The organism is Thalassospira lohafexi, assembly GCF_002844275.1.
Lineage (GTDB): Bacteria > Pseudomonadota > Alphaproteobacteria > Rhodospirillales > Thalassospiraceae > Thalassospira > Thalassospira lohafexi.
This window is the reverse complement of sequence record NZ_NXGX01000009.1, coordinates 14333-29607: the sequence shown is the minus strand read 5'-3', so window position 1 is coordinate 29607 and position 15275 is coordinate 14333. Positions and strand designations below refer to the sequence as shown.

At 51.4% G+C, this 15275-nt stretch carries 5 protein-coding genes; 2 read left to right on the top strand and 3 right to left on the bottom strand.

Going from position 1 to position 15275, the window contains the following annotated elements; all coding sequences use genetic code 11:
• Positions 1–14 precede the first annotated feature (14 nt).
• A complete protein-coding gene (locus tag COO92_RS18905; RefSeq protein WP_101304545.1) occupies positions 15–1103 on the bottom strand; it encodes a patatin-like phospholipase family protein in 1089 nt (362 codons plus the stop codon).
• Positions 1104–1585: 482 nt separating this feature from the next.
• On the opposite strand from COO92_RS18905, the gene COO92_RS18900 reads away from it, so the two are divergent.
• The gene (locus tag COO92_RS18900; protein WP_101304544.1) at positions 1586–6517 is read left to right on the top strand and encodes a DEAD/DEAH box helicase; all 4932 of its coding nucleotides are present in this window, start codon (positions 1586–1588) and stop codon (positions 6515–6517) included.
• 128 nt (positions 6518–6645) lie between these two features.
• Here the strand turns inward: COO92_RS18900 and COO92_RS18895 are convergent, their stop codons facing one another.
• Positions 6646–7818, bottom strand: a complete 1173-nt coding sequence (locus COO92_RS18895) for a LysR family transcriptional regulator (protein WP_101304543.1) — start codon at positions 7816–7818, stop codon at positions 6646–6648.
• A 529-nt stretch (positions 7819–8347) separates the two neighbouring features.
• On the opposite strand from COO92_RS18895, the gene COO92_RS18890 reads away from it, so the two are divergent.
• Positions 8348–11401, top strand: a complete 3054-nt coding sequence (locus COO92_RS18890) for an FAD-binding and (Fe-S)-binding domain-containing protein (RefSeq protein WP_101304542.1) — start codon at positions 8348–8350, stop codon at positions 11399–11401.
• Positions 11402–11541: 140 nt separating this feature from the next.
• Here COO92_RS18890 and COO92_RS18885 read toward each other — a convergent pair whose 3' ends face one another.
• The gene (locus COO92_RS18885) at positions 11542–15177 is read right to left on the bottom strand and encodes a YobI family P-loop NTPase (RefSeq protein WP_206186439.1); all 3636 of its coding nucleotides are present in this window, start codon (positions 15175–15177) and stop codon (positions 11542–11544) included.
• Positions 15178–15275: the final 98 nt, after the last annotated feature.

Here is a 15275-nt window from a genome sequence, read left to right as displayed (position 1 = left end):
CGCTCTCGCCTATCTTACCCGTAATCGGGCGCAAACAGATCAAGATCAAGCGTCGGCTTCACCCCGATGTCGCGGCGATGCTTTTTCAAAAACGCACTGGCGGCATCGCGCCCGGTATCACGCAGCTTGGTCATAAAGCTCCATTGCGCATTCATTTTTGACGATTGATCAAATTCAAGCATCGCCTCGCTGGCGATACAATGCATCCGCATAGCACCCCACTTGCTGGCTTCGCACGCATGATCGGGTGCATCATTGCGCAGGATCGAAATCAACCGCAGCTCCTTCATCAGGCTGCTGTTAAACGACACTTCATTGAGCCGGTTGGAAATATCGCGTGACGTTTTGGGAACGCCGGGTCGCTTGACCGGATTGATCTGAACCAGAACCGTATCATCCGATCCGCATTCGCGCACCAGCGGCCCCAAACTGGGGTTGCCGCTATAGCCCCCATCCCAATAGGGCACGCCATCAATCTCGATCGCCTTGTAAATGGTAGGCAAACAGGCCGATGCCAACAACACATCAACGGTGATGTCGGGATTGCGAAACACCCGGCCCTGCCCGGTTTCGACATTGGTCGCGGTGACAAACAATTTCGCCGGGCTGTGATTAAGCGCGGCAAAATCGACAACCCCCTCAAGGATCGCGGTTAGCGGATTATCGCCAAGCGGATTAAGGTCATAGGGCGAAAACATCTTCGCACTCATATCCATCCACATATAGGCAAATGAGTTTTCAAGCGACCAGTTGCCAAACAGGATATCCATCGGGCTGCGTTGAAGCGGGCTGAACCGCGCCGCTTCCGACACATTTTCCCAAAAGGTCTCAAGGTCTTCACGCGCCGCCTTATGCCCACCCTTGGCCAGACCCGACGCCATCACCGCCGCATTCATCGCACCCGCTGACGTCCCCGAAATCGCCTCAATGACGATTTCCTCATCCTCAAGCAACCGATCCAGAACGCCCCACGTAAACGCCCCGTGCGACCCGCCGCCCTGAAGCGCCAGACTGATGTTCTTTTGCGCCTTCTTGCCCGCGGCGGTTTTCTGCGCCGCCACCGGTTTCTTCGCCACCCCGGATTTCTTCACAGCTTCGCTCATGCCAACTCCTGCATCACATCATCCTGCCATCATGCCATTGTGCCATTGTGCCATTGTGCCATTGTGCCATTGTGCCATCATGCGGGCAGCACCCATCCCTGATGATATGTCGCATAATCACGGATTTACCAGACGTGATGGTTTTAATGCACCGCCAAGCGATCAAGACGATAGACCGGTATCCCCGCCCTATCCCCGTCAGCGCCCGTCATGTTACCCCGCGCCCTCCCCGTCACCCCCGCTCGCCCCGTCACCCGCGCTATCCCCGTCACCCCCGCGAAGGCGGGGGTCCATCGCACCCCAAACGCCGCCAAGCCCGCACTACATAAAACATCGCAAAACGATCTCATCGTGCGAAACACAGTTGCCCCGAACCATCCCCATCGGATACCTTGCTGCAATCAAAAACACACACGCACAAATGGTCGCGTTACCCAAAAAACACCGTTTAATAGGGTATCGATTGCCTTGGGGATTTCAGAATGAACGACGCCTTGCACAGCCTGCTTTCTCATTACCGCGAGAATGCGAAAACCGAACGCGAAAAAGGCACGTACTTTGAAAACCTGATCAAGGCTTATCTTCTCAATGATCCCTTGCAACAGGATCAATATAGCGACGCCTGGACCTATGCCGATTGGGCCGAACAACATGGCTGGAATGCGCGCGACACCGGTATTGATCTGGTTGCGAAACTGCGCCACGAAGAAGGCTATTGCGCCATTCAGTGCAAATTCTACGCCGAGGACCACCGCATCCAGAAAGGCGATATTGACCGTTTCTTTAGCGTATCGGGCAAGGAACCGATCAAGCGCCGACTGATCGTCGATAGCACGCGCATGCCGTGGGGGCCGAACGCAGAAGCCACGATCAAGGATCAGACGATCCCGGTCAACCGAATAGATCTAGAAGCCTTGGAAAACAGCCCGATCAATTGGGCTATGTTTGCCCGGACGGGTGAAGTCATCCTGCCTGAAAAGAGGCCCCTTCGCGACTATCAGCAAACCGTTCTCCAAGCGGTACAGAAAGGTTTTGCCGAACATGACCGCGGCAAAATTATTATGGCTTGTGGCACCGGTAAAACCTTCACCAGCCTGCGCATCGCCGAAGACCGTGCAGGCAAGGGAAAAACCGTTCTGTATCTGGTGCCATCCCTTGCGCTAATGTCGCAAACCGTCACCGAATGGGCCAATGATGCCCTAACCCCGATCCATGCCTTTGCCGCCTGCTCTGATAGTCAGGTCGGCAAACGCCGGATTGGTAATGCCGACGCAGTTGCCGATGTCGATATTCACGATCTGGCATTCCCCGCGACGACAAACCCGCAAAAAATTGCGCAAAACGTCATCCATCGTCACGATGATGACCACATGACCGTGGTGTTTTCCACCTATCAATCCATTCAGGTCATCTCGGACGCGCAGCAAAAACACGGCCTGCCGGAATTTGACCTGATCATCTGTGATGAGGCCCACCGCACCACAGGCGTCACCCTTGCCAACGAAGACGACTCAAACTTCGTCAAGGTGCATGATCAATCAGTCATTGCCGGTAAAAAACGCCTGTATATGACGGCCACCCCGCGCATCTTTAACGACAATGTCAAAGCCAAAGCCGATGAAAAGGATGCCATCCTGTGTTCAATGGATGATAAAAGTCTGTTTGGACCGGTATTTGATTATATTTCTTTTGACTGGGCTGTCCGAAATCATTACCTGACCGATTACAAGGTCATTGTCCTTGCGGTGGATGAAGGCGTGGTCAATGCAGGAACCCAACGCCGCCTTTCCGATGAAACAAACAGCCTGAAGCTTGATGACGCCACCAAAATCATTGGCTGTTATAAGGCCCTGACCAAGGAAACCCTGCGCAAGGATGTCGGAACTGACATCAACCCGATGCGCCGCGCACTCGCCTTCTGCCAAAGCATCAAGTCTTCCGAAACAGTCTGCAATGAATTCGAAGCCGTCATTGACGAATATCTTGATGCAATCGGGGACGAGGACGAAGACCTCGCAGGTAGCCCGCGCCTGCGCTGCGAACTTTCCCATGTCGATGGCACCTTTAATGCCAAATCACGTACCGAACGCCTCAATTGGCTAAAATCCGACGCGGGCGACGATACCTGCCGCATCCTAAGCAACGCCCGCTGCCTGTCCGAAGGGGTCGATGTCCCCGCCCTTGATGCCATCATGTTCATGCATCCGCGCAAAAGCCAGATTGACGTCATTCAATCGGTCGGTCGCGTCATGCGCAAGGCACAGGGCAAAAACATGGGCTATGTCATTTTGCCCGTCGCCATCCCTGCGGGCACCAGCGCAGAACAGGCCTTGAATGACAATGAACGCTACAAAGTTATCTGGCAGATCCTCAATGCGCTCCGCGCCCATGATGAACGCTTTGATGCCGTGATCAACCGCGCATCCCTTGGCGAAGACATCAGCGACAAAATCGAAATCACCGCCATCGTCAAAGACCTGCCCACCCGCACCCAACCGGCAAAACAAGCCGCCAATATCGGCGAAGGCAACGGCCATACCGAAAATGACGGCGATACCGCTGAACTTGAAATTCCCACCACACCGTCGCAGGGCGAACTTGACCTGTTCATTGACGAATTTTCCAAGGCCGTTCTGGCCCGCATCGTCAAAAAATGCGGCACTCGTGATTATTGGGAAAACTGGGCAACCGACATCGCCAAAATCGCCCAGACCCATATCACCCGCATCAAAACCACCATCGCTGATCCGGGTGGCAAGGCCCGCATCGAATTTGATAAATTCCTCGCCGAATTGCGCGATGACCTGAATGACAGCATCACCGAAGACGAAGCGGTCGAAATGCTCGCCCAGCACGTCATTACCCGCCCGGTGTTTGAAACCCTGTTCGAAGGCCACGCCTTCACCCGCGAAAACCCGATTTCAAAGGCAATCCAGTCGATCCTTGATGTGCTAGATGAACACAATCTGGAAAAAGAAAGCAAAACGCTTGAAAAATTCTATGACAGTGTGAAAAACCGCGCACAGGGCATCGCCACCTCAAACGGCAAACAATCCCTTGTCGTCGAACTCTATGACAAATTCTTCCGCAATGCCTTCCCGCGCATGACCGAACGCCTTGGCATCGTCTATACCCCGGTCGAAGTCGTCGATTTCATCATCCATTCCGTCAATGACGTCCTGAAATCCGAATTTGATCAAACACTGGGAAGCAAGGGTGTTCACATCATCGATCCCTTCACCGGCACCGGCACCTTCATCACCCGCCTGCTGCAATCTGGCCTGATTGCCCCCGAAGACCTCGAACATAAATTCCGCCATGAGATCCATGCCAACGAAATCGTCCTGCTGGCCTATTACATCGCCGCCATCAACATTGAATCCGTCTTCCATGACGTCTCAAACCGCGATGATTACATACCGTTTGAAGGCATCTGCCTGACCGATACCTTCCAGATGTATGAAACCGACGATCTGATTTCGGCCTACATGCCCGACAATTCGGAACGGCGAAAACGTCAAAAAGAAACAGATATCAAGGTCATCATCGGCAACCCGCCCTATTCGGCGGGGCAGGGCAGCGCCAATGATAATAACGCCAACATTAAATATAAAACTCTAGATGAGGGCATTCGCGATACCTACGCCGCCCATTCCGATGCGACACTCAAAAACGCCCTTTACGACAGCTATATCCGCGCCATCCGCTGGGGCAGCGACCGTTTGAAAGACAAAGGCGGAGTCATGGCCTATGTCACCAATGCAGGCTGGATTGACGGCAACGCCATGGATGGATTGCGTAAATGCCTCAAGGAAGAATTCACCAGCCTCTATATTTTCCATTTGCGGGGCAACCAACGCACATCCGGCGAACTGTCACGCCGGGAAGGCGGCAAAATCTTTGGCTCTGGCAGTCGTTCACCAATCGCCATTACCCTCTTCGTCAAAAACCCCAATGCCACAGAACACGGCAAAATCTGGTTCCATGACATCGGCGATTACCTGACGCGCGACGAAAAACTCGCCAAAATCCAAAATTTCGGAAGTATATCCGCACTCAAATCGGCCAATGCCTTCGAGGAAATCCTCCCGGATGACCACAACGACTGGCTTAACCAGCGTGACGGTAGCTTTGACCAGTTCATCAAGACTGGGGACAAAAAAGACAAAAGTGCTCTGGTTCTATTTGCAAACTATTCGGCGGGACTTAAAACGAACAGAGATGCATGGTGCTATAACTATTCAGTATCTCTACTTGAAAACAATATGAACAGAACAATCTCTTTCTATAATTCCGAAGTCGAGCGATTCGCGAAACACTTTCAAGAGCATGGCAAGGTGGATGGTAAGTCTTTTATCGATACAAACCCTTCCAAAATTAGTTGGGACTTTGCTCAAGTGGTTGGCGTAGAGAGAGGCACCAAAATTTCTTTCGATCCAAACTCTATATTCAAGGGCATCTATCGTCCGTTTACCGCCCAGTTCTGTTACTTTAATAGGAACTTTAATAATCGCGTTTACCAAATGCCATCGATTTTCCCGGAGCAAGTTTCACGAAATTTAGCAATATCTGTATCTGGAGTGGGAGCAAAAGCTTTCACCAGCTTACTTGTAAATAGTCTCCCCTGTCTTGATATGGTTGAAAAAGGCCAATGCTTCCCTCTCAAACTTTATCAAAAGAATGAACCACAAAAAGGTGAGTTGTTTGGCCGTGATCCAAGCGTAAATGACTATCGCATCAAAGATGGCATCACCGATGACGGCTTGGCGCATTTCAAGGCGGCCTATCCGAATGAGGATATCAGCAAGGAAGACATCTTCTATTATGTCTATGGCCTGCTGCATTCCGAGGACTATCGCGCACGCTATGCTGATAACCTGTCCAAGGAATTGCCGCGCATTCCATGTGTGAAAAAGGCAGTGGATTTCTGGGCCTTTAGCAAGGCTGGCAGGGATTTGGGCGATTTGCATGTCAATTACGAAACGGTTGATCCCTACCCGGTCACCTATAAGCAGGGCGATGCTCGCACATGGGTAATTGACGATGCAGAGGCCTTCTATCGCGTTGAAAAGATGAAATTTGGTGGCAAGGCAAGCGCCAAGGACAAGACCACCATCATCTATAACCCGCGCATTACCCTTCAGGACGTCCCGCTTGAGGCTTATGACTATGTGGTCAATGGCAAACCGGCGATTGAATGGGTGATGGAACGCCAATGTGTCAAAACCGACAAGGCGAGTGGCATTGTCAATGATGCCAACCTTTATGCGATTGAAACGGTCGGCGATCCGGCCTATCCGCTTAAATTGTTGGAACGGGTGATTACGGTATCACTTGAAACCATGAAAATCGTCCGTTCGCTGCCTGCCCTTGATATTGACGTTCCGGACGCGAAAAAACCGACACAGCATTAATCGAAAACGCGGGGGAACCAAAAAACATATGTGTTCCCCCGCGTTTATGGATGCCCGCCTACGCGGACATGACGAGCGGGTGGAAAAACCGCGATCACTCTGCCCCTATTGCCAACATTCCCCAAAACCTACCCCCACTCAATCGCCGCCGGTAAATCCAGTTTCGGCGCCTGATCCATCACCATCGCCAAGAAAATCCGCGCAATCGGCGACAGGCTTTTGCTCTGGCGCGTAATCACGCCAATCGGGCGGTGGCGTGTGGGATGGCTCAGTGGCACGAAGGTCAGTTTGGCGTCTGCCGTTTGGTCCGAAACTCCGCTTGCAATGCGCGCGGCCAATTCCGGCAGCACGGTAATCCCCACCCCCTCGGCCACCATCGCGGCCAGCGTGATGGTGTTGGATGTTTCGACCACCGGGCGCAATCCCGCCACCAGATCGGCCGCTGCATTTATCGCCGTGTCGGCCCCCGGCTTTGCCGCCGATTTTGCCGCCGATGACCCGCTTTTGGCCGCCTCTGCCATGGCGCGTTCGGCCCGCGCGGCACTGTCCATCACCGCCTGTGCCGCCCCGATGCCAAGGGCGGCGGCCTTTGCCACCGATGCACTGACCGGCATGGTCGGTAAGATGGCCGGTGTAGTAGATGTGGTTGATGTGGTGGCCCCAAATCCCTGATCGGCCATCATCGCGCGTGTGCCTGATTCCGGGCCCAGCCCGACAAACGGCTGATCAATAAGGTCCGACCACGCGATTTCAGATTGCCCGGCAAATTCATGATCGGCCCGGCACAAAACGCCAAACCGGTCGGAAAACAGCGGACTGAACGCGATATCGGGCAAATCCTGCCATTCCCCGGCGATGCCAAAATCAACCACCCCATTGGCCACCGCTTCATGCACTTCCCCGGCATTCATTTCATCAAGCCGCAATCGCGCATCGGGATGTGCTGCGACAAAATGGCGGATCACGCCGGGCAAAATGCGGGTTAGAACCGACGGGGCCGCCGCAATGCGAATTTTCCCGCCAATCCCGCGCGACAGCGCATCAAGATCACCAAGTGCTTCTTCAAAATCGCCCAGCAACCGGCGCGCAATCGGCAAAAACCGCTCCCCGGTCACAGTCAACGAAACATGCCGCGTCGTGCGATCAAAAAGCGCGGCCCCCGTCACATCCTCAAACTGGCGAATGGTCGCGGTAATCGCGGGCGATCCCAGCCCAAGGGCGGCGGCCGCCGCACTAAACGATCCCTGCTCGGCGACCGCAACAAACACGCGCATATGGCGGATATTAAGTGATGACAGCATGGTTTTCGATGTCCGTTCCAGTAAATGTGCGCCTGCCCAAAAAGACCATAGCGCCCAATCCCGATACGGGCAAAAGGCTTCTTGCGTGTTTTACATCGCCAACCGTGTTTCGTGACATCGAGTGAATGCGACAAATGCCGGTTTTGCCATCCCCCATTCTTGCCATGCGGCACGGTCGGGGGCTCTGCCTGCTCAAATTGCTGGAAAAATGCGGAAATATATTTGTATGAGGATTTAATTTATCGCGGTTTTCCGCCATTGGTGCCCGCACCCCCTGGCCTTTTGGCCCTGAAAAGGCTTGCAACGCTATTGATGGGTCCGCCAATCATCAGACTATTACAATAATCGTCCTTCACCCCGATTTCCGCGAAAAGGCCGGATGGGGCATCGCGGGGCTGTTTTGCCGGGTCGATTATTCACTAAAAATGAATAATCAGTCAGAATTTTCGATTTGTGTATTTAATCATCCTCCGGTCAAATAGGGTAAAAGCACCCCAAACAACCGATCAATTCGGATGAGAGAGACCCAATGCCTGCTTCGCCCGCCCGCAGCTTTACCCGCTTTAACCGCCTGCCGGTTCTGACCCCGGATCGGTCGCTCGATCACCTGACGCTCAGTTTCCTTAAGGCATTGGAATCAGAAGGTAAATTCACCGGCGAAATCCATGCGGACTTCCCCACCCGCCTGATCAATGCCACCGATAACAGTGTGTATCAGGTGATGCCGACCGCGGTGTTGCAGCCAAAATCGCGCGATGACATCAATATCGTCATGGAAATGGCCGGGCGCGAAGAATTTAACGAGGTCAAAATCACCCCGCGCGGCGGTGGCACGGGCACCAATGGCCAGTCACTGAACAACACCATCACCCTTGATACATCCAAACATCTCAATAAGATACGGGATTTTGATGCCGAAACTGGACTGGTGAAAGTTGAGCCGGGCGTGGTGCTCGATCAGCTTAATGCGTGGCTCAAACCCCACGGGTTTTTCTTCCCGCCTGCGGTCTCCACCGCCAGCCGGGCGACCATCGGCGGCATGATCGGATCGGACAGCTCAGGCAAAGGATCGCGGATTTACGGCAAAACCAGCCACTATATCCATGACATGACCACGGTCCTGATCGATGGCACGGATTTCACAACACCGGCGCTAAGTGCTTCTGATGCCAAGGAAATTATGGCGCGCGAGGATCGTGTTGGCGCGCTTTATCGCATGGTCCATGACGAAATTTTCCCACGGCGTGATCAGATCAAGGCCATTTTTCCGGAAATGAACCGCGGGCTTACCGGCTATAACCTTAAAGAATCCGTTTCCGATCAAGGGGATATGAACTTAAGCTTCCTGATCGCCGGGGCCGAAGGCAGCCTTGGCATGGTCAAGGACATCACGCTGCGCGTCATCCCATTGCCAAAGCACAAGGCGGTCTCTGTCGTCCGCTACGCCAGCTTTGACGCGGCTTTGCGCCATGTTGGCACGTTGGTGCAATTTGATCCCGTCGCGATTGAAAGCATCGATGACAAGGTTATGAAGCTGGCCGAGCAGGATGAAAGCTGGCACATGCTGGGCAAATTGCTGGGCACAGATACCGGCACGGTGCAGACACGCGGCTTCAATGTTGTTGAATTCATTGGCGAAAGTGCCGATGAGGTCGCCGCCAAGCAGGCCGAACTGGCCGCCCATCTTGCCGCCAATCCGAGCGCTGAACACGCCCCGATTGGCTGGGTACAGGCCACCGATCCGGCCCAAATTGCCGCCATCTGGTCGATCCGCGCCAAATCTGTTGGGTTGCTTGGCAATCTTGAGGGCAAACGCCGTGCGACCCCGTTTGTCGAAGATACTGCTGTGCCCCCCGAAAATCTGGCCGATTTTATCGCAGAATTCCGCGCTTTACTCGATGCCGAGGGGCTTGATTACGGTATGTTTGGCCATGTCGATGTTGGCTGCCTGCATGTGCGCCCGTTGCTTGATATGTGCGATGAAGAGGACGAAGCACGTTTGCGGCGCGTGTCGGATGCGGTTGCTGATTTGACCAAGCGTTATAACGGCCTGATCTGGGGCGAACATGGCAAGGGTTTTCGCGGTGAATATTCGCCGATTTATTTCGGGCCGGAGCTTTATGATAGCCTGCGCCGCATCAAGGAAGCCTTTGATCCGGAAGGACAATTAAACCCCGGTAAGATCGCATCACCGTACTCAAAAAACATCCCCATCACCGCGATTGATGACGCCCCGATGCGCGGCCAGTATGACCGCCAGATCGAAGAAAAACTCCGCGATGAGTACCTTAATGCGACGCGGTGTAACGGCAATGGGGCGTGCTTTAACTGGGATTTGATGGACCCGATGTGCCCGTCCTATAAGGTCACACGCAACCGCATTCATTCGCCCAAGGGCCGGGCTGGCATGGTCCGCGAATGGATCCGGCAATTATCAGTCGGCACCGATCCAATGAACCAGGATTTGGCGGTAATCAACGCGCGCGATTTTTCCCATGATGTCTATGAGGCAATGGCAGGTTGCCTGTCGTGCAAGGCCTGTGCCGGACAATGTCCGGTCAAGGTCGATATCCCGGAAATGAAATCGCGGTTTTTAGAAGCCTATCACACGCGTTACAAACGCCCGGTCAAGGATTACGTGATCGCCAGTCTGGAGGCGCTTGCCCCCATGATGGCCGTGGCCCCCGGCCTGTTTAACGCCCTGCAATCGATCCCGCCGATGCCGTGGATTTTCAAACGCTTGATCGGCCTGACCGACTTGCCGAAGCTTGATCGCAAAGGCCTTAAATCGGCTTTGCGCAAACGCGGCATTGCCCGGTTCAAACAAACCGATCTGGATGCACTCACGCCCGCGCAAAAAGCCAAAGCCGTCATCATCGTGCAGGATTGCTTCACCACGCATTACGATACCGACGTGCTGCTCGCCCATGTGGACCTTCTGCAAACCCTTGGATATCAAGTCTTTGTCCCGCCCTACCGCGCCAATGGCAAGGCGATGCATGTCAAAGGGTTCTTGAAAAAATTCGATTATCTGGCCCAGCAAAACGACATTGTGTACGGCAAAATTGCGGCGTCCGGCGTTGCCATGATCGGGATCGAGGCCAGTGTCACCCTGACCTACCGACAGGAATACACACAACGCTTGCACGACCGCCCGGACTACCGCGTGCACCTGTTCCATGAATGGTTATCGGCCGAAATCACCGAGGGCCGCGTCACCCCGCCCAAAATGGATAACGGCGTTAACATCAATGCCCCGGCAAGCCTGTTCCCCCATTGCACGGAAAAAACATCAATCCCCGATGTCGGCGTAAAATGGCAAAACATCTTTGCCGCCTTTGGCCTTACGCTCACCACCGAAAAGACCGGCTGCTGCGGCATGGCGGGCGTCTACGGCCACGAAACCCGCCATCAGGAAACCTCACGCGAGCTTTACGATATGAGCTGGAAAAAGAAGGTCGATGCCACGGGTACGCAAAACATGCTCGTCACCGGCTTTTCGTGTCGCTGTCAGGTCAAACGCTACGAAGGCGCAAAACCGCAGCATCCGGTGGAGTATCTGGCGAAGCTGATCATTAACTGATCCAGCACATCACCATCCAGTCACAACAATGACGACCGGAGCAAACTGCACCGACCGTTTTGATATCTGACAAATCAAGCGCCGATACCTCAACACCCGATGCAAAACAGAATTTTGCTGTGCTCAAGAACCACAATTGTTCATCGTCTATAATTGTTAACGTATATTCTCTGACCGAAGAATGAGTCACTCCAAGAAGAGATGATTTTACGCTTAGCAAGCCATTCCACCAACTCAACATTGGCTTCCGTTTTTGTTAACGTTGGTCGCTTGTATCCCGGCTCGAAGTCAGGAAAGGGTACTGGCATTTGTTGTAGCGTCTGCCTGATTTGATCGTTGGATAGAATTTTATGACATTTATTGAAGAGTGAGACCTGTACTTCGATCGGCTTTGAATTGATGATCGCAGCTTGAGCAGCCTCTCCTGTCAATTGAGTGATATCGGCGTCAGTACGATGAAACAGCCTTCCTATGAGAGCGGCGCGGGACGGCAAGTCGGTAATCAACGTCAAGTCCATCTCTTTAATGATTTTTAGCTTTTGATTGTCAGGAATATCGGAATTCAACAACTCCTCACGGAAGTCATCATTAAGCGAGACTTGATCCTTGCTCTCAAAGTAGGCGTCGATATTTTTCGCTGTGAACAACACCTGATACTCGGGGAACCCCGCCAAATGGGCAAAGGCCGACTCGGAAAAGGTGATTTTCTCTTCTTCAATGAGTATAAGCAATTTTCCCGGATCAATATCGGCTGGAAACTGCTGGAACTGCGAAGGAATCGTTCGGACATAATCTCTGTATATACCCTCTTCCAATTCGTTGTTATTGATCAAGAATTGGCACAACGGTAACGTGGACTCATCTTCATCAATGATGACTGTAGAAAGCTCGGCTTGGGTATCATCTATTTGAAGGAAACCCGAAAGAGTTTCTGAATCAAAAGTCTCGCTGGCACCAAACGCGAGGCAGTTGTCCCATGATGCTTCAATCTTTTGCAACTTGAATATCGGTTTATGAAATCGTGGCGGAACGTCATCAAGTGAGGGTAGTTTTGCCGATTGTTTTTCGAGGAAAGCTTCAAGATATTCACCTTCGATCTCCTTGCAATTGAGCACCTTGATGATCGTTAAAACGTCCTCTTCGGTATTGTTTTCAAGCGCGAGAAGAATGCTCTTTAGATAGTGTTCGAAGTCGTCTTCAACCTTGGTGATCAAGGCCGTGCTACCGCTGTTTAATACGGTCGAGTAATGTTTGACTTCCAGCTCGTCCGCAGAGGGCAAATCAAATACATCTCGAAAGATAAATTCGATGTTTTGGATGGAAACTTTATAGAGCCCTTCATCAGCTAGTAGCCGAACTATTGCCGGATATGACTTGATAGTCTTTAACTCTTGTGTTTCGAGAGGAAGCAGCTTGAGACGCTCAGGCTCGAAATCAACTCCCAATGCCAGAACCTCAGACAAATGTGTCGAGATGAACTCCGATATTTGGTCATCTTTTTGATGCAACGATTTGAGATGTTCTTCGGGTAGATGGGCAATAAGCCTTGCAACATGAGTGATGTTATCTGAGCTATCAAGTACGGCTGAGACGAAGCCGGGCCATTTATCGAGCAGTGCGGATGTCAGCTCCGAAATACGCTTTCCCCTCTCATAATAGGTTGGGAAAAAGGCCTCACATGCGTCAAAATTTGAAGACATGAATTCCAATAACCGTGTGATCTGCTGATCATACTCGTTTGGGTTACTCAACATACAGTCAACAAGAATCACATTGAGAATAAAATGCTGTCCGAAGTCATCGTCGCGCATGGCAGCGATGACTTCCTTCGGATTGTCGATTTGAAAATCTGGCTCGGGATTATTGAAAGCCCGGATTTGGATCAGAAACTTGTTGTCATTAGGTGAGAGGCGACCGGAATGGAAAAGAGACGTGTATTGATAATAAGTGTCATCCAAAAACCCTTCAAAAACCAAAAACTTGATAAGTTCCCTGCTCTCACCAAAGGCCTCAAATAGCTCCTCGGTGCCCTCTGTGTCGGTTCGAATAAGTTCATTGAATTTTGTCATTCGAAGAGTCGAAATTTTGGCTCGTAGTTCCCTGATGTCCTTCGAAGCACTATTTCTGAACTCGTCAGATTTGTGTTCGACCTCTTGTTTTCGTTGTTGGTAGGTTTTGTCCGCGTTGACCTCATTTTGTAAGGCAACGAGATCTAAGAACTGAAAATGGTTATGACGTGAGCGGTATCTGGCTTGTTGTTTTTCAAATATCTGGTCAAAACCTTTTTGTTTCCAAAGAGACGGCATCGGATCGATCCAGCTTCCATTGATTTCAAGCGACGCGTAGCCTTGTGGAATCTTGTCTATCAAAGTCATCGCGTAAATCTTGCGGAGTTCTTCCAAATTGGAGAACACTTGCTGTTCAGCGTCTCTCATCTGCCGCTCAAGTTCTAATATCCGTGACCTGTAGACATGTTCAGCATTGGCAATCAGCGCATCATGCCTGCTGAGTATCTCGGCAAGCTTCCCTTTTTCCCGGTGCAGTTCTTCGAAGTCACTTGGCAACACGTTCTTATAAATCAGAATGGCAAGGAGCTTGTTCGGATCGAGAATGTTCTCCTTATCCGTATCCAGGTTTTTGAGGTAGATCGTATATTCATTAAAGATATTCTGTATCAACCGCAGGTCATTAAGATAGCGCGAAACTTCCCTAACAAACTGCTGGTTCGGACGCTGCTCCAGAGACAAGCGCTTGCCTTGTTCAATGATTTTGTCAATTGAGTTGGAGCTGTTAATGATCGGTATGACGGGAACAATGAACTCGAAGAACTTGGTTCGATCCGTGTTCACAAACATGTTGTCCCTAAGCGCATAGAGAAAACGTATCTGTCTTTTGACTCCCGCATTGGCGTTGATCAGACTGTTGATCTCACGCAAGGTCACAAAAATATCGGGGTTATTGAAACGATCCAAATCTTCAATCACGACCAATTCATACTTCGTGGACTGGAAGAAATATATGATCTCGTCCAGATGGCGATTGAGAATGGACTCTTCGTGGGCGGCCTCTGGCTTTATCTCTATATCCTTGAGCGAGATGCTTTTTAACGAGACGCCAAGACTCTTGATGTAAATCTGATGCAGTATTTGCCAGACAAACAAAAATCCTAAGGCGACGCAGCCAACATTGAACCAATTAGTCTGATTGATTGACCGATAAAACAAACTATCAAAGATCGAAGTTTGCTTCTGAATCAGGTACCAACAGGCCAACAGCCCCAGGACGATAAACAGTGCGACAAACTGTGACCACCATTTCCTCGGCGACCGAATTCTCTTAAACCTTGATAGTGGAAGGCTGTGAGCATCCGCACCATAAAGCATCTGCTGCAAGATGCTTCGCTCTATCTCCTGCTTGCTAACTTTTCCTTTGTCGGAATCGCTTTTGTTTTCTGTCATCTTACCGTCGACAGGTCCCGCTTCCGGTAAAAATGCAGCCAACGAGATTTGCAACACTTTGTCTTTAGAGAACCTGTCGTTTTCATACCTTTTGAGAAAGGTTTTTATGATGCTACTTTTTCCCGAACCATACGGTCCGGTAAGAGCAATATTGAACACATTTGGGTTCTCGGTCGCTTCGAACAGCGCGTCGGAATATATTCCAGAAGGGTCGGCTTTGTCTGTGGGAGCAAGATCGACATATTCAAAATGATCTTGGCCGGAATTGCTACTCGAGCGAGCAAGAGGCGCCTGCGAATTTTCAAGTTTTTCTAACATAACCCACGACAAGCTCTGTTTAAATTAAGTTTGTTCTTATTTTGTACCATTCATTACAACTATCTCAAATACTGGAATCTGAAATTTCCGCAATTTAT